The organism is Falsiroseomonas sp. (genome assembly GCF_051860665.1).
Lineage (GTDB): Bacteria > Pseudomonadota > Alphaproteobacteria > Acetobacterales > Acetobacteraceae > Falsiroseomonas.
This window is the reverse complement of sequence record NZ_JBHYDM010000007.1, coordinates 75,488-96,370: the sequence shown is the minus strand read 5'-3', so window position 1 is coordinate 96,370 and position 20,883 is coordinate 75,488. Positions and strand designations below refer to the sequence as shown.

Annotated in this window: 17 protein-coding genes; 10 read left to right on the top strand and 7 right to left on the bottom strand. The window is 71.7% G+C overall.

The features are described 5' to 3' along the window. Positions 1-20: 20 nt before the first annotated feature. Genes ACTIF1_RS09860 through ACTIF1_RS09845 form a run of 4 tightly spaced genes read left to right on the top strand, consistent with a single transcriptional unit; the run spans position 21 to position 3,617 of the window. Positions 21-983 (top strand): ABC transporter ATP-binding protein, encoded by a 963-nt coding sequence (locus tag ACTIF1_RS09860; protein ID WP_439596231.1) that lies wholly within the window; start codon positions 21-23, stop codon positions 981-983. Next, positions 980-1,999 (top strand): oligopeptide/dipeptide ABC transporter ATP-binding protein, encoded by a 1,020-nt coding sequence (locus ACTIF1_RS09855; protein ID WP_439596230.1) that lies wholly within the window; start codon positions 980-982, stop codon positions 1,997-1,999. The genes ACTIF1_RS09860 and ACTIF1_RS09855 overlap by 4 nt, the downstream gene beginning before the upstream one ends. Continuing rightward, a complete protein-coding gene (locus ACTIF1_RS09850) occupies positions 1,996-2,187 on the top strand; it encodes a DUF4089 domain-containing protein (RefSeq protein WP_439596229.1) in 192 nt (63 codons plus the stop codon). Before ACTIF1_RS09855 ends, ACTIF1_RS09850 begins: the two co-directional genes overlap by 4 nt. Beyond that, complete coding sequence (locus ACTIF1_RS09845) at positions 2,184-3,617, top strand: AtzE family amidohydrolase (RefSeq protein WP_439596228.1); 1,434 nt, start codon at positions 2,184-2,186, stop codon at positions 3,615-3,617. The genes ACTIF1_RS09850 and ACTIF1_RS09845 overlap by 4 nt, the downstream gene beginning before the upstream one ends. Here the strand turns inward: ACTIF1_RS09845 and ACTIF1_RS09840 are convergent. The 3 genes from ACTIF1_RS09840 to ACTIF1_RS09830 all read right to left on the bottom strand — a co-directional run bounded on the left by ACTIF1_RS09840 (position 3,575) and on the right by ACTIF1_RS09830 (position 6,796). Further along, complete coding sequence (locus tag ACTIF1_RS09840) at positions 3,575-4,534, bottom strand: Bug family tripartite tricarboxylate transporter substrate binding protein (RefSeq protein ID WP_439596227.1); 960 nt, start codon at positions 4,532-4,534, stop codon at positions 3,575-3,577. The two genes, ACTIF1_RS09845 and ACTIF1_RS09840, sit on opposite strands and share 43 nt — an antisense overlap. 76 nt (positions 4,535-4,610) lie before the next feature. Next, on the bottom strand, positions 4,611-6,179 hold the full coding sequence (locus ACTIF1_RS09835) for a hypothetical protein (protein ID WP_439596226.1): 1,569 nt from the start codon (positions 6,177-6,179) through the stop codon (positions 4,611-4,613). Beyond that, a complete protein-coding gene (locus tag ACTIF1_RS09830; RefSeq protein WP_439596225.1) occupies positions 6,176-6,796 on the bottom strand; it encodes a cysteine hydrolase family protein in 621 nt (206 codons plus the stop codon). The genes ACTIF1_RS09835 and ACTIF1_RS09830 overlap by 4 nt, the downstream gene beginning before the upstream one ends. Positions 6,797-7,152: 356 nt before the next feature. Between ACTIF1_RS09830 and ACTIF1_RS09825 the strand changes: the two genes are divergently transcribed. The 4 genes from ACTIF1_RS09825 to ACTIF1_RS09810 all read left to right on the top strand — a co-directional run bounded on the left by ACTIF1_RS09825 (position 7,153) and on the right by ACTIF1_RS09810 (position 13,762). Further along, positions 7,153-7,926, top strand: a complete 774-nt coding sequence (locus ACTIF1_RS09825; protein WP_439596224.1) for an ImuA family protein — start codon at positions 7,153-7,155, stop codon at positions 7,924-7,926. Beyond that, positions 7,923-9,410: a Y-family DNA polymerase gene (locus ACTIF1_RS09820; protein WP_439596223.1), complete on the top strand. Its 1,488-nt coding sequence runs from the start codon at positions 7,923-7,925 to the stop codon at positions 9,408-9,410. The genes ACTIF1_RS09825 and ACTIF1_RS09820 overlap by 4 nt, the downstream gene beginning before the upstream one ends. Next, positions 9,407-12,694, top strand: a complete 3,288-nt coding sequence (locus ACTIF1_RS09815; protein ID WP_439596222.1) for an error-prone DNA polymerase — start codon at positions 9,407-9,409, stop codon at positions 12,692-12,694. The genes ACTIF1_RS09820 and ACTIF1_RS09815 overlap by 4 nt, the downstream gene beginning before the upstream one ends. A gap of 96 nt (positions 12,695-12,790) precedes the next feature. Beyond that, positions 12,791-13,762 (top strand): Bug family tripartite tricarboxylate transporter substrate binding protein, encoded by a 972-nt coding sequence (locus tag ACTIF1_RS09810; RefSeq protein ID WP_439596221.1) that lies wholly within the window; start codon positions 12,791-12,793, stop codon positions 13,760-13,762. Here the strand turns inward: ACTIF1_RS09810 and ACTIF1_RS09805 are convergent. From ACTIF1_RS09805 to ACTIF1_RS09795, 3 genes are read right to left on the bottom strand one after another with little or no spacing between them, the layout of a single operon-like run. Beyond that, a complete protein-coding gene (locus tag ACTIF1_RS09805; RefSeq protein WP_439596220.1) occupies positions 13,731-14,210 on the bottom strand; it encodes a (2Fe-2S)-binding protein in 480 nt (159 codons plus the stop codon). The two genes, ACTIF1_RS09810 and ACTIF1_RS09805, sit on opposite strands and share 32 nt — an antisense overlap. After that, a complete protein-coding gene (locus tag ACTIF1_RS09800) occupies positions 14,207-14,932 on the bottom strand; it encodes an FAD binding domain-containing protein (RefSeq protein ID WP_439596219.1) in 726 nt (241 codons plus the stop codon). The genes ACTIF1_RS09805 and ACTIF1_RS09800 overlap by 4 nt, the downstream gene beginning before the upstream one ends. Continuing rightward, positions 14,929-17,211, bottom strand: a complete 2,283-nt coding sequence (locus tag ACTIF1_RS09795) for a xanthine dehydrogenase family protein molybdopterin-binding subunit (protein WP_439596218.1) — start codon at positions 17,209-17,211, stop codon at positions 14,929-14,931. The genes ACTIF1_RS09800 and ACTIF1_RS09795 overlap by 4 nt, the downstream gene beginning before the upstream one ends. 61 nt (positions 17,212-17,272) lie before the next feature. Between ACTIF1_RS09795 and ACTIF1_RS09790 the strand changes: the two genes are divergently transcribed. Further along, positions 17,273-18,439 carry an NADH:flavin oxidoreductase/NADH oxidase gene (locus ACTIF1_RS09790; protein WP_439596217.1) on the top strand — a complete coding sequence of 389 codons (1,167 nt, stop codon included), beginning with the start codon at positions 17,273-17,275 and terminating at the stop codon, positions 18,437-18,439. A gap of 257 nt (positions 18,440-18,696) precedes the next feature. Here ACTIF1_RS09790 and ACTIF1_RS09785 read toward each other — a convergent pair whose 3' ends face one another. Next, positions 18,697-19,716 carry an ABC transporter substrate-binding protein gene (locus ACTIF1_RS09785; RefSeq protein WP_439596216.1) on the bottom strand — a complete coding sequence of 340 codons (1,020 nt, stop codon included), beginning with the start codon at positions 19,714-19,716 and terminating at the stop codon, positions 18,697-18,699. 594 nt (positions 19,717-20,310) lie between these two features. Between ACTIF1_RS09785 and ACTIF1_RS09780 the strand changes: the two genes are divergently transcribed. Further along, positions 20,311-20,835: a cold-shock protein gene (locus ACTIF1_RS09780; protein ID WP_439596215.1), complete on the top strand. Its 525-nt coding sequence runs from the start codon at positions 20,311-20,313 to the stop codon at positions 20,833-20,835. Positions 20,836-20,883 lie beyond the last annotated feature (48 nt).

The window sequence follows — 20,883 nt, the reverse complement described above, 5'->3', positions numbered from 1 at the left end:
CTTTGAATGGATCGGCGCACATGAGCGCGGTTCTCGACGTCCGCGACTTCTCCGTCGAATTTCGCACCCGCTCCGGCATCGTCCACGCGCTGGACCGCGTGGCCTTCACCGTGGGGCGTGGAGAGACACTCGCGCTGGTCGGCGAATCCGGCTCCGGCAAATCCGTCACCGCCTATGCGCTGCTCGGCCTGCTGGATGCCGCCGGCCGCATCACCGGCGGCAGCGCGGTGCTGGAGGGCAAGGAGCTCACCACCGCCTCCCCCGCCGAATTGTCAAAGATCCGTGGCGCGCGGGCGGCGATGATCTTCCAGAATCCGCGCGCCGCGCTGAACCCGATCCGCCCGATCGGCCGGCAGATCGCCGATGTGGTGCGTCGCCATGCCGGGCTCTCGCGCCGCGACTCCGATGCGCGCGCCATCGAGATGCTGCGCGAGGTCGGCATCCCCGACCCCGTGCGCCGCGCCAGCGCCTATCCCTTCGAGCTCTCGGGCGGCATGTGCCAGCGCGTGATGATCGCCATCGCCGTCGCCACGCGCCCTGCCCTGCTGATCGCGGACGAGCCCACCACCGGCCTCGACGTCACCACCCAGGCGGTGGTGATGGACATCATCCAGACGCTCGCCGCCGAGACCGGCATGGCCACCCTCCTCATCACCCACGACCTGGCGCTGGCGGCGGAGCGCAGCGCGCGCATCGCGGTGATGCATGCCGGGCACATCGTGGAGGATGCGCCCACCGCGCAGCTGCTCGCGCATCCGCGCCACCCCTATACCGCGCGGCTTCTGGCGGCGACGCCGACCGCGGCGGGCGACCTTTCGGACCTGCGCTCCATCCCAGGCAACCTGCCCGACCTGCGCCGCGCCGACCTGCCGCCCTGCCGCTTCGCCGAACGCTGCCCGCAGCGCCTGCCCGGCTGCGAGGCGCGGCTGGTCTGGCGCGACCTGGCGCCGGCGCATCGCGTCGCCTGCTGGAATCCCGCATGAGCCAGGCCATCGGTAACGCCCCCACCACCGGCCAGAACCTGCTGGAGGTGACGGAGCTCTCGAAGCGCTTCCCGCTGGGACGGCGCAGCTTTTTCGGCGGCGCCAGGCCTTCCGCCGTGCATGCGGTGGACGACGTCTCCTTCACTTTGGCACGCGGCGAGACGCTCGGCCTGGTCGGCGAATCCGGCTGCGGCAAGTCCACGCTGGTGCGGCTGATCACGCGACTGACGGACCCCACCACCGGCTCCATCCGCTTCGGCACGCGGGAGCTGGCGGATCTGCCCGCCCAAAACTTCGCGCGCGACGTGGATCGCGGCCGCATCCAGATCGTCTTCCAGGATGCGGGCGAAAGCATCAATCCGCGCTTCACCGCGGCGGACGCCATTGCCGATCCGCTGCGCAAGCTGCGCGGCCTGAGTGGCGTGGCGCTGCGCGACAAGGTGGAGGAAGCGGCGACCTTGTGCGGCCTGCCGCTGGCGCTGCTCGACCGCTTTCCGCACCAGCTCTCGGGCGGGCAGCGCGCCCGCGTCGGCATCGCGCGCGCCATCGGGCCGCGGCCGGATCTGCTGGTGCTGGACGAACCGACCGCGGCGCTCGATGTCTCCGTGCAGGTCACGATCCTGCAGCTGCTGGTGACGCTGCGCGAGACGCTCGGCATCTCCTACGTCTTCGTCAGCCACGACCTCAACGTGGTGCGGCTGCTCTGTGACCGCGTGGTGGTGATGTATCTCGGCCGCATCGTGGAGGTCGGGCCGGCGCGCGCCGTCTTCGACAACCCGCTGCACCCCTATACGCGCGGCCTGGTCGCCGCCGTGCCGCGGCTGGATGGTGTGCGCGACAATGCGCTGCGCCTGGCCGGCGACCCCCGCAGCCCGATCGACCCGGACCCGAATGCCTGCCGCTTCCACGGCCGCTGCCCCATCGGCACGGATCTCTGCGGCACGGCGATGCCGGCGCTACGGCGCTTCGCCGGCGGTCGCGAAGCCGCCTGCCACTTTGCCACGGAGCCCGCATGACCCCGCCCCCCTTCGACGCCGAGACCTATGCGCGCCAGGCCGCCGCGCTGATCGCCCTGCCGATCGCGCCGGCGCATCTGCCGGGCGTCGTCGCCAACCTCCAGACCGCGGCCGCCATGGCCGCGCTGGTGCAGGACTGGCCGCTCGGCGTCGCCGATGAACCCGCGCCGGTTTTTGTTGCCAAGTGACCGCCGCCAGCACCGCCGCCGCCATCCGCGCCGGCCAGCTTCGCGCCGTGGAGGTGACGGAGGCCGCCCTCGCCGATATCGCCGCGCGCAACCCCCGCACCAATGCCTTCACCGAGGTCACCGCCGCCCGCGCCCGCGCCGAGGCCGCGGCAGTGGATGCCGCCTATGCCGCCGGCCGTGATCCCGGCCCGCTCGCCGGCGTGCCCTATGCCGTGAAGAACCTCTTCGACCTCGAAGGCGTCACCACCCTCGCCGGCGCCAAGATCGAACGCGGCAAGCCGGCGGCGGCTTGCGACGCCTTCCTGGTGCAGCGGATGCAGGCGGCCGGCGCGGTGTGCCTCGGCGCGCTGAACATGGATGAATACGCCTATGGCTTCACGACCGAGAACGCGCATGACGGCGACTGCCGCAATCCGCATGATCTGTCGCGCGTCGCCGGCGGGTCCTCCGGCGGCTCCGCGGCCGCGGTGGCGGATGGGCTGGTGCCGCTGACGCTCGGCAGCGATACCAATGGCTCGATCCGCGTGCCCTCCTCGCTCTGCGGCATCTTTGGGCTGAAGCCGACCTATGGGCGGCTGTCGCGGCAGGGCAGCTATCCCTTCGTCACCTCGCTCGATCACCTCGGCCCCTTCGCGCGAGACGTGACGGATCTCGCTTTGGCCTACGACGCCTTGCAGGGCTTTGACCCGCAGGACCCGGCGCAGCAGCGGCGGCAGGTGGAGCCGGTCGCGAACCAGCTCGGCGCCGGGCTGGACGGGCTGCGCATCGCCGTGGCGGATGACCATTTTTCCCGGAATGGCCATCCGGAGGCGCTGGCCGCTGTGGCGGTGCTGGCCCGCGCCTTGGGCACCACGCGCCGCGTCACCATTCCCGAAGCCGCCCGCGCGCGCGCCGCCGCCTTCCTCATCACCATGGCGGAGGGCGGCAATCTGCACCTGCCGAACCTGCGCGAGCGCGCCGAGGATTTCGACCCCGGCACGCGGGACCGCTTCCTCGCCGGCGCCCTGCTGCCCGCCACCTGGCTGCTGCAGGCGCAACGCCTGCGTGCCGCCTATCGCGCCGCGGTGCTGGCGGTGTTCGAGACGGTGGACGTGATCCTCGCCCCCGCCACGCCCTTCGTGGCGCCGCCGATCGGCCAGGCGATGACGGAGATCGATGGCCGCATCCTGCCGATCCGCCCCAATCTCGGCGTCTATACCCAGCCGATCTCCTGCATCGGCCTGCCGGTGCTGGCGGTGCCGCTGGCCGACCCCGGCGCCGCCGGCACGCCGCACAACCTGCCGATCGGCGTGCAGCTCATCGCCGCGCCGTGGCGGGAGGATGTGCTGTTCCGCGTCGCCACCGCGCTGGAACGCGCCGGCATCTGCGGCGCGCCCCCGGTGCGGGCCTATTCGGCGGAGAGATTGGCGACGCGCACGATCTCCGCATAGGTCACGGTGTCGCGCCGGATGCGCTCCGCCAGCACATCCGGCCCCTGCGCCAGCACGTCGAGGCCGATCGCCGCCAGCCGCTCACGCGCCGCCGGGCGGCCGATGGATTCGCGGAAGGCGGCCGACAGCGTGGCCTTCACGGGCTCCGATGCGCCATCGGGCAGCACCACGCCGTACCAGGTATCCGACAGCAGCTGGGGAAAACCGAGCTCGCCAAAAGTGGCGACATCCGGCAGCAGCGCGTGCCGCTGGCCGGAGACGATGCCGAGCGGCACCAGCTTGCCGTCGCGGATATTGGGCAACAGGTCGGAGAGGTTGCCGATGGTGTAGTCGACGCGGCCGGTCAGCAGGTCCGTCAGCATCGGCGCGACGCCGCGATAGGGCACGTGTTCCGCATTCATGCCGGCCAGCATCTTCAGATGCTCCATGCCCATGTGCTGGCTGGTGCCCTGGCCGTTGCTGCCGAAGGACAGGCCACGCCCGGGCTGCCGCGCCTTGGCCAGGAAGCCGGCGAAATCCGTGGCAACGGAAGGATGGCAGGCCAGCACATGCGGCGTGCCGACCAGCAGTGCGAGGGGGTCGAAATCCGCCGAGGCGCTATAGGGCTGCGGCTTGTGCAGCGACTGGTTCACCGTGAAGCTGTTCGCCACCATCAGCACCACCTGGCCATCGGCCTGCATGGCCTTCACCGCCTGCACCGCCACCAGCGTGCCGGCGCCGGGCCGGTTCTCCACCACCACGGGCTGGCCGAGGATCGGCGCCGCACCCTCCGCCACGATGCGGCCGACCATGTCGAAGCTGGAACCGGGCGGAAAGGGCACGACGTAGCGCAGCGGCGCGCTGGGCTTCCAGCTGGGCTGGGCAAGAGCGGGCGTGGCGAACAGGGCCGGCAAGGCGAGCAGGGTACGGCGGCGCATGGCAGTCTCCGGTGCGAGCGCCGGGCGAAGGATGGCCCGGCATTGCTGCGACGCAGCAAATGCCGTGCCAGCCCGCCTATTCCGCCGGCGCGGCGCCGATCGGCGGGGCGGCGCGCGCCTCGCTGCGGGCACAGACGAACAGCCCGGCGGCGACCAGCGCATAGGCCAGGGCGATGGCAGGCGAGACGCCAAAGCCCACCGCTTCGCCATGCATGAAGCCGAAGAAGCTCAGCGCCGCGCCGGCCAAAGCGAAGGCCGCGGCGCGGAGGAAATCGCGCTCCACCACGAAGACGGCGATGGCGGCGAGGATGAGCCCCACCAGGATAGCGCCGCCGCCCAGCACCTCGAGCCCGTGATACAGCACGCCCATGCCGGCCATCTTGTCGAACCCCACGGCGGCGGCATTGGTGCCGGCGGCGCCGAGTGCGCCATCGATCAGCGTCTTCGCCCAGGCCGCCAGGTGCGGCGTGAAGGCCAGCACGATGGCGGGCGCGTGCTTGTGCGGCGTCTCCTGGAAGGCCTGCGCGCCGATCAGCATGCCGATGTAGAGCAGGATGGGGGAGATCGCGACGACGGGGATCAGGTCCAGCAGCACGGAGGTGATGCCGAGCCAGGTCAGCACCAGCACGGCAAGCCCGGTCGCCGCCGAATAGCCGATGCGCCCGCCCATCGCCTTCCAGCCGGGATGGCCGATATAGACCGCGTTGATGAAGGGGTTGCCCATCAGGCAGCCGATCATGCTGACCACGCCATCCGCCGTCAGCACCCGCGTGGTGGGATAGGCATCGCCCGCCACCTCCGCGCTCTCGACATTGTCCATCGCCTCGACCAGGTCGTAGATGCCGAAGGGGATGGCGGTGACGAGGATGATGCCGAGGAACTCGAAGCCCGAGAAGACATGCCCCACCGCCGGAATCGGCACGGAGAAGCCGAGATTGCCGAAGGCCGCGAAGAGCCGGTCCAGCGACATGCCGGCGATGGACACACCGAGCGCGGCGGAGCCCCAGGCGATCAGGCTGCCGAGGCCGATCGCCACCAGCCCCGCCGGGATGCCGTGCCGGTAGCGCACGCCGCCAAACCAGCTCAGCAGGATCACCGCGAAGCACAGCAGCCCGATCATCGGGTTCATGAACATCTCCAGCGCCGGCCGCATGGAGATGAAGGTGACGGAGACGCCGGCCAGCGTGCCGAGCAGCGCGGCGCGCGGCGTGATGCGGCGGATCACCGGCGCGACGAAGCCGCCCACCATCAGGATGATGGACTGGATGAAGACCCAGGTGAGCCCGGCCTCCCAGGCTTTCACGGGATCCCCGGTGCGGCCGAGGATCGGCAGCATGATGACCAGCACGACGATGAACATGTGCGGGACGGAAACGCCGGAGGGCAGTGCGCAGACATCGTCGCGCCCGGTCTCCTTCGCCAGCTTCCAGCCGAGCCAGGCGTAGTAGGCGGTGGAGAGGAACAGCATCAGCCCCAGTGCCGGCAGGATGCGGCCGAAGACCAGCTCGTCCGGCATGCGCAGCACGAAGCGCAGCAACCCCGTCAGCACGATCAGATTGACCAGGATATTGGTGCCGAAGCCGAAGAAGGCGTTCCAGTCGCCCGGGACCCAAAGGGCGGGTGTCGTCGCGCGTCGCGTTGTCATGTCGCCTCTCCCAGCGCCTGCGTGATGGCGGCCTCGGTCGTGACCCAGCCGAAGATCCCGCCACCCGGCCCGCCTTGGGCGGCGATCATCTCGAGCGCGACGGCGTGGAATCGAGGGAAATAGGAGCCGCAGCAATCACCGGGGACGATGCAGCGCAGGCCGCGGTCATTCGCCTCCCGCACCGTGGTGTGGACGCACACCTCGGTGGTGACGCCGGCGACCAGCAGTGTGTCGATGCCGCGGTTGCGCAGCACCAGCTCGAGGTCGGTCTGGTAGAAGGCGCCCTTGCCGGGCTTGTCGATCACCGGCTCGCGGGGGGCGGGCGCCAGTGCGGCGATGATGTCGTGGCCCGCCTCGCCGCGCACCAGGATGCGGCCCATCGGCCCGGCATCGCCGATGCGCATCCCCGGCGGCGCGCGCAGCAGCTTGGCGGGCGGCGCATCGGCGAGGTCCGGGCGATGCCCCTCCCGCGTATGCAGCACGGTGAGGCCGGCGCGGCGCGCGGTGGCGAGCAGCCGCTGGCAGGGCGGCACCGCGCTAGCGAGCAGCGACACGTCATTGCCCAGCGCGGCGCCGAAGCCGCCGGGCTCCAGGAAATCCCGCTGCATGTCGATCACCAGCAGCGCCAGGCGGCGCGGATCGACCTCGATCGGGGCGGGCTCGGCGGCGATGACGGGCAGGGTCGGACCCTCCGGAGCGTGATGTCTCCGTAACGGTTCCGAGCAAGTTTTGTGCCGCGGATTCGGCCGGATTCAGGGGCGGCGCCGCTCGCGGCCTGGGCAGGCACCGTCCCGGGCGGCCCACGAAAAAGGCATGACAGCCATCCGCCTTTTCCGCCGCCGCCCAGATACCAGCGGTTTCAGCGGGCTGCCGGCCGTCCTGCGCGCGGCGTTCCAGCCGGCGCCCGGAAGCGGGGTTTTGCGCGTCCCTGTTGTTCTTGATTTGTTCGGATACCTCCGCCATCGTCCGCCCGATGCAGCCCGCCGAGCCCCTTCTCCCCCCGCCGGATTCGGCCCCCCTGGACCAAGGCACGGTCCTGGCGGCCCTGCGTGCCCGGGTGGCGCGGCTGGAGGGGGTGGGCCGCGCCCGGCATGGCACGGACCCGATTCCGGTGGCGGATGGCATCCCCCTGCCCGGCGGCGGCCTGGCGCGGGCGGCGATGCATGAGGTGGCGGCCGTCTCCCCCGGCGCGGCGGCCGCCTTCTGCGCCGTGCTGCTGGCGCGCAGCGGCGGCACCGTGCTGTGGATCGCGGGTGGCGGGTCCGAGGGGTTGCAGGCCTGGCCGCCCGGCCTCGCCCGCTGTGGCCTGGCGCCGGCCAACCTGGTGCTGGTACGGGCGGAACGCTGGGCGGATGCGCTCTGGGCGATGGAGGAGGCGCTGCGCTGCCCCGCCGTCACCGGCGCGCTGCTGGTGGCGGAGGACAGCGCCCGGCTGGACCTGACCGCGACGCGCCGCCTGCAGCTGGCGGCCGAGACCGGCGGCGCGCTCGGCCTGGTGCTGCGGCCGGATGCGCCGAATCCGGATCCCAGCGCGGCGGCCAGCCATTGGCGCGTCGGGCCCCTGCCCTCCGGCGGCGGCGGGCATGGGCTGTCGGATCCGCGCTGGCAGCTCGAACTGCTGCGCGCCCGCGGCGGAAGGCCCGGCGGCCCCTGGGCGGTGACCTGGCGGGCGGCCTCCGGCACGCTGGACCTGGAGGAGGCGGAGGCGCCCGTCGTGGAGACGCGGCGCGCCCGACGCGGCCGATGAGCCGGCGTTTTTTGGCGCTGCACCTGCCGGACCTCGCCACGGCGCGACTCCGCCGGGCGGAGCCCGATCTGCCGGCAGGGCCGCTCGCGACCTGGGAGGCCAGCGGCAGCCGGCGCCTGCTGGTGGCGGTGGATGCGGCGGCCGCGGCGATCGGGCTCGCGCCCGGCCAGGCCCTGGCCGATGCCCAGGCCATCGCGCCGGACCTGCTGCTGCGCCCGGCGGACCCGCTGGGCGATGCCCGGGCACTGCACGGCCTGGCACTCTGGGCCCGGCGCTACACGCCGCTGGCGGCCACGGACCCGCCCGAGGGGCTGATCCTCGACATCACCGGCTGCGACCATCTTTTGGGCGGCGAGGCCGCCTTGCTGGGCGATGCGCTGGACCGGCTGCAGCACAATGGGCTGGCCGTGCAGGGCGCCATTGCCGGCGCGGCGGCCACCGCGGCGGCGCTGGCGCGGGCGCGGGCCGATGCGCCCATCGCCGTCTCCGGCATCGAGGCCGCGCTGGCCGCGCCGCTGCCGCTCGGCCCGGCGCTGCGGCTGGATGCGGCGATGACGGAAGCGCTGGCCCGGCTCGGCCTGCGCCGGGTGGGGGATCTGCTGGACCAGCCGCGCGGTCCGCTGGCACGGCGTTTCGGCAAGGCGCTGCTGGACCGCCTGGACGCCGTCACCGGCCGCCGCCCACAGGCCATCCAGCCGGTGCAGCCGCCGCCCGAATTATCCGAAATGCTCGACCTGCTGGAGCCGCTGATCACCCGCCCCGCCATCGAGGCCGCGCTGGACCGGCTGCTGGCCGGGCTTTGTGCAAAACTGCGCCTGGCGGGGCTGGGGGCGCGGCGGCTGGCGCTGCTGGCCTGGCGGGTGGATGGCGCGGTGCAGGAGGTGGCGATCGGCACTGGCCAGCCGAATCGTACGCCCGCGCATCTGAAGCGGCTGTTTGCCGAGGGGCTCGGCCGGCTGGAGCCCGATCTCGGCTTCGAGCGCATGGCGCTGGAGGCCCGCGCCACGGATCGGATGGAGACCGGCGCGCAATCCAGCCTGGGACTGGGCGTGCTTCAGGACCGGGCGGCGCTGGCGGAATTGCTGGACCGGCTCGGCCAGCGGGCGCGGGTGCAGCGCGTTGCGCCGGTGGCGAGCCATTGGCCGGAGCGCAGCGTCGCGGCGCTGGACCCGCAGGCGGTGCCGCCGCCGCCGCCGCCCGGCTGGTCGCATCCGGGGCAGCCTGTGCTGCGCCTGCGCCGCCCGAAACTGCTGGAGGTGGTGGCCCTGCTGCCGGATGCACCACCCGCCAGCCTGCGCTGGCAGGGCAGGTCGCAACGCGTTCTGGCCGCGGAGGGGCCGTTGCGGCTGGAGCCGGAATGGTGGCGGGCGCGCGCCACCGCCGAGCGGCGCGACGCCTATCGGGTGGAGCTGCCCTGCGGCACGCGGCTGCTGGTCTGTCGCGGCGGCGCCTCCGGCTGGCGGCTGCATGGCCATCTGCCGTGAGCACCTATGCGGAGCTGGCGGCCCGGTCACACTTCTCCTTCCTCGACGGCGCCTCCCACCCCGCGGAGCTGGCGGCCACGGCCGCGCGGCTGGGGCTGGCGGGGCTGGGGCTGTGCGACACCAACAGCCTGGCCGGCGTGGTGCGCGGCCATGTCGCGGCGAAGCAGGAAGGGCTGCGCTTCGTGGTGGGCTGCCGGCTGATGCTGACCGATGGCAGCGCCTGGCATGCCTGGCCCACCGACCGCGCCAGCTACGGCCGGCTGACGAAGCTGCTGTCCCAGGGCCGCATGCCGGCGCCGAAGGGCGAATGCTGGCTGACCCGCGAAGACCTTTTTGCCGCCGCCGAGGGATTCGTGCTCGCCACGATTCCACCCGCGGATTTCGATGGCCGGCAGTGGCGTGCCGATGCGGCGCGGCTGCGCGACCGGCTGGCCATGCCGCTGCTGCTCGCCGCCGCCTGCCCCTATCTCGGCCGCGACCAGCAGCGGCTGGATGACCTTGCGGCGATTGCAGGGGAGTCGCTGCTGGCCACCGGCGATATCCGCTACCACCACCCCGATCGTCGCCGCCTGGCCGATGTGCTCAGCGCCATTCGCCTGCGCACCACCGTCGATGCGCTGGGCCATGATGCGGAGCCGAATGGCGAGCGGCACATCAAGCCGCCCGCCGAGATGGCGCGGCTTTTCGAACGCCACCCGCAGGCGCTGGCCAATACGCTGCGCGTGCTGGAGGCCACCGCCGGCTTCTCGCTCGACCAGCTGCGCTACGAATATCCGGAGGAGGTGCTGGAGCCCGGCCGCACGGCGCAGCAGACGCTGGAGGCGCGCGTGGCGGAGGCGCTGGCGGCGCTGCCCTTCGGCGCCTCTGCCAATCTGCGCGACCGCGTGGCGCATGAGCTGGAGCTGATCGGCCGGCTCGGCTACGCGCCCTATTTCCTCACGGTGCACGAGATCGTCGCCTTCGCGCGCGGCCGGGGCATTCTGTGCCAGGGTCGCGGCTCGGCGGCGAATTCCAGCGTCTGCTACGTGCTCGGCATCACCGCGGTCGATCCCGACAAGCACGACCTGCTCTTCGAGCGATTCGTCTCCGCCAGCCGCGGCGAGCCGCCCGATATCGACATCGATTTCGAGCATGAGCGGCGGGAGGATGTGATCCAGCACCTGTACCACCGCTACGGCCGCCACCGCGCCGCCATCTGCGCCACCATCATCCGCTACCGCGCCCGCAGCGCGATCCGCGAGGTGGGCCGCGCCATGGGGTTGACGGAGGATGTCACCGCGCGCCTGGCGAAAGCCAGCTGGGGGCCGGGGCGGGAGATCGGGCTGGCGCAGCTGGCGGAAAGCGAGGGGCTGGACGTCAGCGATCCGCGGCTGGCCATGACGCTGGAGCTGGCGGAGGAATTGCAGGATGTGCCGCGCCATGCGGCCACCCATGTCGGCGGCTTCGTCATCACCCGCGGCCCGCTGACGGAACTCGCCGTCGTCACCAACGCGGCGATGGAAGACCGCACGGTGCTGGAATGGGACAAGGACGATATCGAGGCGCTGGGCATCCTGAAGGTCGATGTGCTGGGCCTCGGCATGCTGTCCTGCATTCGCCGCGCCTTCGGCCTGATGCAGCAGCATCTGCGGCGGGACTACACGCTGGCCTCGCTGCCACGCGAATGCGACCAAACCTATGCCATGCTGCGCCGCGCGGATTCGGTGGGCGTCTTCCAGGTGGAAAGCCGCGCGCAGATGAACATGTTGCCGCGGCTGAAACCCGAGAAATTCTACGACCTGGTGGTGCAGGTGGCGATCGTGCGGCCGGGGCCGATCCAGGGCGACATGGTGCATCCCTACCTCCGCCGCCGCCAGGGCATCGAGAAGCCGGAATACCCCTCACCCGGCCCGGATCATCCGCAGGATGAGTTGAAGAAAGTCCTGGAAAAGACGCTGGGCGTGCCGCTGTTCCAGGAACAGGCGATGAAGCTCGCCATCGTCGCCGCCGGCTTTTCGGCCGATGAGGCCGACCTGCTGCGGCGCTCCATGGCGACCTTCAAGATGACCGGCGGCGTTTCGAAATATCGCGACCGCTTGGTCTCCGGCATGGTCGCGCGCGGCTACAAGCAGGAATTCGCCGAGCGCGTCTTCAGCCAGATCGAGGGATTCGGCAGCTACGGTTTTCCCGAAAGCCACGCGGCGAGCTTCGCGCAGCTCGTCTATGCCTCCTCCTGGATCAAGTGCCACCACCCCGGCGTCTTCGCCTGCGCCCTGCTGAACAGCCAGCCCATGGGCTTCTACGCGCCGGCGCAGATCGTGCGCGATGCGCGGGAGCATGGGGTGGAAGTGCGGCCCGTCGATGTGAATGCCAGCGACTGGGATTGCACGCTGGAACCCGCCACGGCCGGGCCGGATGGGCTGGCGCTGCGGCTCGGCCTGCGGCTGGTGACGGGGCTGGCGGAGGAGGAGGCACAGGCGATCGTCGCGGCGCGGGAGGCCCGCAACGGCGCGCCCTTCACCTCGGTCGAGGACCTCGCCTGGCGCAGCGGCGCCGGCAAGCGCGCGCTGGATGCGCTGGCGGCGGCCAATGCCTTCGCCCAGGCCGGCACCGGCCTCGCGCGGCGCGAGGCGGCCTGGGATGCGCGCGGCGTCCCCTCCGGCCCGCGCGACCTGCCGCTGTTTGCCATCGCGCAGGACCAGGTGGCCGCCGCGCTGACGGATGAGGCGCCGATGCTGGCAGAGGCCACCCCTTCGCTACCGCCGCTGACGGAAGGCGAGGCGGTGGTGGGCGACTACCTCGCCACCGGCCTCACCCTGCGCCGGCATCCGCTGGCGCTGCTGCGGCCGCAGCTCGCGGCGCAAGGCTGCGACGATACACAGCGCCTGGCCACCGCGCGGGCGGGCACGCGGCTGCGCCTGCCGGGCCTGGTGCTGATGCGCCAGCGCCCCGGCTCGGCCAAGGGCGTGGTCTTCCTGACCATCGAGGACGAGCACGGCAACGCCAATATCGTGGTCTTCCAGGATGTCTCCACCCGCGACCGCGCCGCCCTGGTGGCCGGCCGCCTGCTGCTGGTGGAAGGCGTGCTGGAGCGCGAGGACACGCATGCCGAAATCCCCATCCTGCATGTCATCGCCCGCCGGCTGGTCGACTGGTCCGCGCTGCTGGACAGCCTGCCGCAGGCGCAGGGCAGTTCCGCCTGGGCGGAGCGGGCGCTCGGCCGCGCCGATGAGGTGCGGCGGCCGGAGCCCGGCGCGCGTGCGCCGAAGCGCAGCGCCCTGCCGCCCAGCCGCGATTTTCGCTGAGCCCGCCGGCCGCTGGCGGCCTTGCGGCCCGGCCGCGCCCGGCGCGATGATGGCGCACGCGGTCCGCGAGAGGCCAGCATCGGGAGACACAACGCCATGAACCGCCGCACCATCCTCCAGGCCGCCGCCGCCGCGCCGCTGCTGGCCACGCCGGGCCTGCTGCGCGCCCAGGACTTCACCCAGCCGCTGCGCCTGGTGGTGCCCTTCGCCCCGGGCGGCACCAGCGATATCCTGGCCCGCCTGGTCGCGCCCTCGCTCAGCCAGCGCCTCGGACAGTCCGTGGTGGTGGAGAACCGCGCCGGCGCCGGCGGCAATATCGGCGCCGATCTCGTCGCCAAGTCGCGGCCGGATGGCCATAGCATGGTGCTGCTGGACATCTCGGTCCTCGCCACCAATCCGCATCTGTTCCCGCGCCTGCCCTTCGACAGCCTGCGCGACCTGGCGCCGGTGCAGATGGTGGTCTACGCGCCCTATATCCTCGCCGTGAACAACCAGCTTCCGGTGCAGAACGCGCAGGAACTGGCCGCCTATGCCAAGGCCAATCCGGGCAAGCTGAATGCCGGCAATTCCGGCACTGGCACGCTCTCCCACCTGGTCGCGGCCTCGCTCTCCAATGCCTGGGGCGGGGCGGTGACGCATGTGCCCTATCGCGGCGGCGCGCCGGCGCTGACGGCGCTGGTGACGAACGAGGCGAATTTCACCGTGGCCGGTGCCACGCAGTCGCAGAACTTCGTGGTGAACAACCAGATGCGCGGCATTGCCGTGACCGGCACCAAGCGCCTCGCCGCCCTGCCCAACCTGCCGACTTTTCACGAGCTGGGCTGGCCCGAGCCGGATTCAGGCACCTGGCAGGGCATCCTGACCCAGGGCAATACGCCCGCCCCCACCATCGCGCGGCTGGAGCGGGAGATTGCCCAGGTGCTGACGGAGCCGAATATCGTCCAGCGCATCGGCGAGATCGGCGGCGAGGTCCGTGCCGAGGGCGCCGCCACCTTCCGCCGCATCCTGGCCGAACAGACCGAGAGCTACGGCCGCATCATCCGGGCGAACGATATCCGGCTGGAATAGCGCCCGCCGCCTGCAGCACCGCGGCCACGATGCCGTCATAGCCGGTGCAGCGGCACAGCTGCCCGGCGAGGCCGGCGCGGACCTCGGCCGCGGAGGTCGCGCGCCCGCGCAGGATCAGGTCCCGCGCGGCGATCAGCATGCCGGCGGTGCAATAGCCGCATTGCAACGCGTGCTGCGCGGTGAAGCTTTCCCGCAGTCGGATCATCACCGTGTCGTCGCGCAGGCCTTCCAGGGTGGTGACGGACTGGCCCTCCGCCATGGCCGCCGGCACCAGGCAGCCGCGCACCGGCACGCCCTCCAGCAGCAGATTGCAGGCGCCGCAGGACCCGTGCTGGCAGCCGATACGCGTGGCGGTCAGGCCGAGCCTTTCGCGCAGCACGCCGGCCAGGCTTTCGCGATCCTCACAGACGACGTCGTGGGTTTCGCCATTGACGCAGAGCCGGGTCATGCGCCGGCCCGCCGGATGGCCACCGCGCGGAGCCGCGCCAGATGCGGGTCGTCGTGCGGCGGCGCCTCCGGCATGAGCCGGGCGCCGGCAGGACTCGCCACGGCGATGCGCGGCGCGGCGCCGGGCGTGTGCAGCACGCCGGCCAGGGCTTCCGCAAAGGCACCGGGCGCGGGGGCCAACTTGCACCAGCCGAAGCGCGCGCCGGGGGCGGGGATGGGGATGGTCACGGCCTCGATCACCTCGCCCGGATGCAGCGCCGTGGCGAAGGCGCCGGTCAGGAACTGCGCCATCGGCAGCACGCGTCGCGCATCGCCTTGCCGCAGAACGGCGCTGGCGCCCAGCGCCAGCAGCGCCACCGGCCAATCCGCTGCCGGGTCGTGCAGCGCGAGGCTGCCGCCGATGGTGCCGAGGTTGCGCACGGGGCGGTAGGCGATGCCCGACGCCACCAGCGAGAGCCAGTCGCGCAGCGGTGTTGCGCCGATGCCATCCTCGATCCGCGCATGGGTCACGCCGGCGCCGATCCAAAGGGCTCCGTCGCGCTCGGCAATTTCGGAAAGGCCTGGAAGGTCGCGCAGTGCCACCAGCGCGGCCGGTTCCGCCAGGCGCAGCGCCAGCAGCGGCATCAGCGACTGGCCGCCGCCGAGCGGCAGCGCGTCTTCCAGCAGCGCGGGCAGCGCCGCCCAATCTGCGGCGCGGCGCAGGGTGAAGGGCGCGGGGATCATGGCAGCAGGCCCAGCACGCGGCGCGGCGTCACCGGGGTCTGCGTCACCACCATGCCGAGGCCGAGCGCCTGTTCCACGGCGGAGGCGATGGCCGCCGGCGGGGCGATGGCGCCACCCTCACCCACCCCCTTCGCGCCATGCACGGTGCTGCGCGCCGGCGTCACCAGGTGCAGCACGCGGATCTCAGGCAGGCTGGGCGCATCCGGCAGCCGGTAGTCGGCAAAAGTGGTCGACAGCGGCTGGGCCTCGGCATCGAAGCGCAGTTCTTCCGTCAGCGCAGTGCCGATGCCCTGCACCACGCCGCCTTTCACCTGGCCGTCGACGACCATGGGGTTGATCATGGTGCCGCAATCCTCGGCCACGCAGTAATCCTCCAACGCCACCGCGCCCGTCTCCGCATCCACCCGCACCACGGCGGCATGCACGCCGTAGGAGAAGACGCCGGCATCCTCGGGTGGGCTGTAGTCGGCCGTCGCCTCAAGCCCCGGCGGCTCGCCGGGCGGCAGGCGTTCCTGGCGCATCGTGGCGGCATGGGCGAGGTCGACCAGCGGGAGGGAGGCCGCGCCGGCCCAGGCGCGCCCCTCCCGCAATTCCACCAGCGCCAGATCCGCCTGCAGGAAATGCGCGGCGATGCGCCGCAACTTGGCGCCCAGCATCTCGGCCGCCGCCTTCGCCGCGCCCCCCGCAAAAACCAGGGAACGAGACGCAAAGGTGCCGAAGCCGAAGGGCGAAAGGCCGGTATCGCCGTGCCGCACGGCGATGGCGTCAGGATGCAGGCCGAGTTCCTCCGCCACGATCTGGGCCAGGGTCGTCTCCAGCCCCTGGCCGTGATTGTGGATGGCGGTCAGCAAGGTGAGGCTGCCATCGGGATGCATGCGCAAGGTCGCCGTCTCATGCCCCGGCACCACGCGCGCCTTTCGCCCCGCCCATTCCGCGGTGCCGTGGCCCGACTGCTCGGTGTAGATGGCGAAGCCGACGCCGAGATTTTCCCCCGCCGCGCGCCGCGCTTCCAGCGCCGGCAGGTCCAGCATGCCGGCGCAGGCCTCGAGCGCCGCCGGGTAGTCGCCAGTATCCAGCGTCATCCCCGCCGCGGTCGTGTGCGGCAGCCGCGCGATCAGGTTGCGGCGGCGGATCTCCAGGCGCGAGACCCCGACCTCATCGGCCAGCGCATCCATCAGCCGCTCGATCGCGAAGCAGGCCCCGGTGCGGCCGACACCGCGATAGGGCCCCATCGGCGGCTTGGTGGTGGCCACCGTGTGATGCCGCACATCCAGATGCGCGATGCCATAGGGCCCGCCGAGATTGCGCGCCGCCATGCCGGCCTCGGCAAAGGCGCCCGTGGGCCAGAGCGCATAGGCGCCGGCATCGACCCACAGATCACCTTCGATCCCCAGCGCGATGCCGTCGCGCGTCGCATGCAGGGTCAGGTCGTAGAGATGCTCGCGGGCCTGGGCGCCGGCCATCAGATGCTCGCGGCGATCCTCCACCCAGCGGATCGGGCGGTCGAGCTGCAAGGCGAGCGCGCAGGCCACCACCTCCTCCGGCATCAGGCGGTTCTTGGCACCGAAACCGCCGCCGACATCGGGCGCCACCACGCGCAGCCGCGATTCCGGCAGGCCGAGCATCGCCGCCAGCGCATGCCGCAGCACATGCGGGCCCTGGGAGGAGATGTGCAGCACCAGCTCCCCGGTCCGCCGGTCCGGCACGGCGATCAGCGCGCGCGGCTCCATCGGGGCCGCCGATTGCCGCCCCAGCCCGAGTTTCCGTTGGATGCGGATGGGCGCCCCCAGCCCCGCCACATCGCCCGCCTTCACATGGCCGCTGCCATAGCGGTTATCCGCCCAGCCCGGATGCAGCGGCACCGCCCCCGGCGCCAAGGCCGCCGGCACATCGGCGAAAGCCGGCAGCGGTTCGATCGCCACCTCGCAGCGCGCACACAGATCCTCCGCCGCGCCGCGGGTGGCGGCCAGCGCCGCCAGCACCGGCTGGCCCACGAAGCGCACCACCCCCTCCGCCAGCGGCGGATAGGGCGCCTGGCGAAACCCCGGCATATCCGGCCCGGCCGGCAGCAGCGTCACCGGCCCGATCTCGCCGGCGGCAAAAACCCCCGCCGGCCGCGTTACCGCGCCGATCCGCCCATGCGCCACCGGACTGCGCCAGAAGGCCAGCTCCAGCATCCCCGGCGCCGTCACATCCGCCGCAAACACCCCCTGGCCGAGCAGATGCCGCGCATCCTCCCGCCGCGGCACCGAGGCGCCGATCCATCCCTTGGTCTCCATGGCCACCATCTTGCATCCCACCTGCGCCCGGGCCTACCTGCCAGCACGACCGGAGTTGCCGATGACCGACGCCGCCACACCCCTTCTGCTCACGCCTTACGCATTGCGTGGCGTCACCCTGCGCAATCGCATCGTCGTTTCGCCCATGTCGCAATACCGCTCCGACCCCGGCGGCATCCCCGGCGACTGGCACCTGGTCCATCTCGGCAAATTCGCCCTCGGCGGCGCCGGCCTGGTCTTCTGCGAGGAAACCAGCGTCTCCGAACGCTCCCGCAAAACCTATGACTGCCCCGGCATCTATACCGACGAACAGGCCCGCGCCTGGCGCCGCATCACCGATTTTCTCCGCGCCAACGGCAGCGCCAGCGCCATGCAGATCGGCCATGCCGGCCGCAAGGTCGCCACCCGCGCCCCCTGGGACGGTTTTTCTCCCCTCACCGAGGAAGACGCCGCGAAGGGCCGGCCGCCCTGGTCCGGCCTCGCGCCCAGCCCCATCCCCTTCAAGCCCGGCGCCATGATCCCGAAGGAAATGGACGCGGACGACATCCGCCACGTCATCCAGCTCCACGCCGACGCCGCCCGCCGCGCCGACGACGCCGGCTTCGACATCCTCGAAATCCACGCCGCGCACGGCTACATCATCCAGCAATTCCTCTCACCCATCACCAATCACCGCACCGATTCCTACGGCGGCGACCGGCAGGGACGCATGCGCTTCGGCCTGGAACTGGTGGAAGCCGTCCGCGCCGCCTGGCCAGCCGAAAAGCCCCTGCTGATCCGCCTGTCCTGCGTCGACGGCCGCGGCGGCGGCTGGCACATGGACGACACCATCGCCCTCTGCCACGAACTCAAACCCCGCGGCATCGACCTGATCGACTGCTCCTCCGGCGGCATCGAAGGCCCCCTCACCCTCGCCGTCGTCCCCCGCACCCCCGGCTACCACGTGCCCTTCGCCGCCGAAATCCTGCGCGAAACCGGCCTGCCCACCATGGCCGTCGGCCTCATCACCGACCCCCACCAGGCCGAATCCTACCTGCAGGACGGCTCCTGCCACCTCATCGCCCTCGCCCGCGAAATGATGTGGAACCCCAACTGGCCCACCCACGCCGCCCAAGCCCTCGGCCAAAACCCCCTCCCCCTCCTCCCCCCCTCCTACGCCTGGTGGCTCGAACGCCGCGACGAAGTCCGCCGCCGCTTCCCGACCGGGCAGGAGACGGCTGCGGAGTAAGGGCTGGGTCAGCGCTGGCTGATTGCAAGGAGGGCTCCGCCCTCCCTGCACCCTCCCGCCAGGAGGCAGTGGCCTCCTGGACCTCAGGACCTTGAACAGAAATGGAGAGGGGCCGGAGGAGCCGCATGTTCGGCGGTCCTGCTGGCCCCTCTCCATTTCTGTTCATGAATCAAAGGGTTCCAAGGGGCCACTGCCCCTTGGCAGGGGGTGCAGGGGGACAGCGTCCCCCTGCAAGCCACCAGCGCCGTCCCAGACCCCTACCCCCGCAGACGGCGCTCATCCGCGCTCGGCAGGAAGCGGCCATCGTAGATTTCGGTGTTGGGGGGGGTGTTGGGCAGGCCGAAGCCGTCTTTCACCAGGGCGATGGTTTCGGTGAGGCGGGCTTCGCTGAGGGTGCCGAGGCCGTCGGCTTGGGTGCGTGGGGTGATCATCAGGCGGTCGCGCAGGTAGATGATGCGTTCGGCTTCGATGGCTTCTTCCAGCAGGGGGAATTGGCGCTTGAGTTCGGCTGCGGCTTTGGCGGGGTCGGCCATGACGTCGTGCCAGCAGCGGGTGGAGGCGGAGAGGAAGCGGCGCAGGGCCTCGGGTTTTTCGGCGATGAAGCTGCGGCTGGCGAGCATGGCGTTGCCGGGGAAGTCCATGCCGTAGTCGGCGTAGCGAAGGGTGTGGATGTCCTCGGGCTTGGCGCCGTTCGCCTTGAGATTGAAGAAGACGGTGTAGTCGAAGCCGGTGACGGCATCGACCTGGCGGGTCATCAGCATCTGGTCGCGGAGTGCGGGGGTGACTTGTTGCAGCCGCATCCGGTCCATCGGGATGTTGTTGATGCGGCAGAAGGCCGGGAACATGCGGGAGGCGCCGTCGGCGGGGCCTTGGCCGATGGTGCGGCCGGCGAGGTCCTCGGGTTTCAGGATGCGGGTGCCGCCGAGGCTCATGATGGCCTGGGGCGAGCTATCGTGCAGGGACATGACCACCTTGGGGGAGGCGGTGGGGTTACGGGCCTGGAATTCGATGAGGGTGGCGATATCGCCGCTGCCCATCTGGTAGTTGCCGGAGGCGACGCGGGTGATGGCGTCGCCGGAGCCGGAGGATCCGTCGATGGTCACTTCCAGGCCGGCTTCGCGGTAGTAGCCGCGGGAGAGGGCGAGCAGGTAGCCGGCGGTGCCGCCGTCGGGGCGGAAGTTCAGCACGAAGCGGATGCGCTCCGGTGCCTGGGCGAGGGCGGGTGCGGCGAGCATGCCGGCGGTGGCGCCGAACAGGGTGCGGCGGGCCAGGGTCATGCGAATCCTCCGATGGGTGCAGGCAAGGTCCTGACAATCGGAAGCAAGAGCGGTGCCACTGGGATCCTACCCGATGAGGGAGGCGGCGTGGCGGCGGTCAGGCGGCGGGTGCCGTTTTTTTGTCCAAGGTTCAGGTCGCGGCAAGATATGGGCGGCCTTGGCTGCGGCTGGTGCAGTTTCGCCGCCTCCAAGCGCGGGAGGGGATGAAAAATTCCACGCGCCTGACGCCAGAACCTGCCGTTTCCTGCGGCAGAGTGCGCCTGCATGGCGATGCCGTGACCAGATCTTCCCCAGCTTTCGGTGGTTCATTGCGCTTCCTACATTGAAGCACGCGGCGGGTGACCTATACTGACGGCCAGGCCGATGCGGGCCACGCAACCTCCCCGGGCTCGAATCCACGAGACGGCGGGGTCGGACGTGTCCGCGGCCGAACAGGCGAGTCCAGAGATGACCAACACGCACGACTGGCGGCGAGACCGCAAAGCCCGCAGCAAGCGAGGCTTCGACGATGACATGCCCCAGGAGGGCGGCTGGGCACCGCCCCCCACCCCCAGCTATGCGCCTTCCGCCCCGCCGCGCCGGTCTTCGGCGCCGATGGCTTCGGGTCCCGAGGTCGGCGCGGTGGTGAAGCGCTTCGATCCGGAGCGGGGCTTCGGCTTCGTGGCGGTCGAGGGTGGCGGCGGCGATGCCTTCCTGCATATCAGCGTGCTGCAGCGCGCCGGCGCCGATACCGTGGCGCCCGGCACCAAGCTGCGCGTGCGCACCGGCCAGGGCGAGCGTGGCCCGCAGGTGACCGAGGTGCTCGAGGTCGGGCCGGTCGGTGAGATCCCCCCCTCCCCGCCGCGTGGCGCCATGGGCGGGCCGCGGCCCGCGAGTGGCGGCTTCCGCGCCCCGCCCCCGCCGGGTGCGGGTGAGGAGGTGCAGGGCACCGTGAAGTGGTACAGCGCCGAGAAGGGCTTTGGCTTCGTGACGCCGAGCGATGGCGGCAAGGATGTCTTCGTCCATGCCACGGCGCTGGAGCGCAGCGGGCTGCGCCCGCTGACCGAGGGCCAGGCCGTGACGCTGCGCGTGGTGCAGGGCAAGAAGGGGCCGGAAGCGGCCTCCGTCACCACCGCCTGATCCTTCGGGTCAGAAAGATCTGAAGGGGCGGCCTCCGCAGGGGGGCCG

Excerpts from the sequence above, each read along its gene's own strand:
- ACTIF1_RS09795 (WP_439596218.1), bottom strand. The coding sequence starts at position 17,211 with ATGGAGACCAAGGGATGGATCGGCGCCTCGGTGCCGCGGCGGGAGGAT.
- ACTIF1_RS09785 (WP_439596216.1), bottom strand. The coding sequence starts at position 19,716 with ATGACCCTGGCCCGCCGCACCCTGTTCGGCGCCACCGCCGGCATGCTC.
- ACTIF1_RS09825 (WP_439596224.1), top strand. The coding sequence starts at position 7,153 with ATGCAGCCCGCCGAGCCCCTTCTCCCCCCGCCGGATTCGGCCCCCCTG.
- ACTIF1_RS09780 (WP_439596215.1), top strand. The coding sequence starts at position 20,311 with ATGGCTTCGGGTCCCGAGGTCGGCGCGGTGGTGAAGCGCTTCGATCCG.
- ACTIF1_RS09855 (WP_439596230.1), top strand. The coding sequence starts at position 980 with ATGAGCCAGGCCATCGGTAACGCCCCCACCACCGGCCAGAACCTGCTG.
- ACTIF1_RS09820 (WP_439596223.1), top strand. The coding sequence starts at position 7,923 with ATGAGCCGGCGTTTTTTGGCGCTGCACCTGCCGGACCTCGCCACGGCG.
- ACTIF1_RS09840 (WP_439596227.1), bottom strand. The coding sequence starts at position 4,534 with ATGCGCCGCCGTACCCTGCTCGCCTTGCCGGCCCTGTTCGCCACGCCC.
- ACTIF1_RS09835 (WP_439596226.1), bottom strand. The coding sequence starts at position 6,179 with ATGACAACGCGACGCGCGACGACACCCGCCCTTTGGGTCCCGGGCGAC.
- ACTIF1_RS09790 (WP_439596217.1), top strand. The coding sequence starts at position 17,273 with ATGACCGACGCCGCCACACCCCTTCTGCTCACGCCTTACGCATTGCGT.
- ACTIF1_RS09850 (WP_439596229.1), top strand. The coding sequence starts at position 1,996 with ATGACCCCGCCCCCCTTCGACGCCGAGACCTATGCGCGCCAGGCCGCC.
- ACTIF1_RS09805 (WP_439596220.1), bottom strand. The coding sequence starts at position 14,210 with ATGACCCGGCTCTGCGTCAATGGCGAAACCCACGACGTCGTCTGTGAG.
- ACTIF1_RS09860 (WP_439596231.1), top strand. The coding sequence starts at position 21 with ATGAGCGCGGTTCTCGACGTCCGCGACTTCTCCGTCGAATTTCGCACC.
- ACTIF1_RS09800 (WP_439596219.1), bottom strand. The coding sequence starts at position 14,932 with ATGATCCCCGCGCCCTTCACCCTGCGCCGCGCCGCAGATTGGGCGGCG.
- ACTIF1_RS09810 (WP_439596221.1), top strand. The coding sequence starts at position 12,791 with ATGAACCGCCGCACCATCCTCCAGGCCGCCGCCGCCGCGCCGCTGCTG.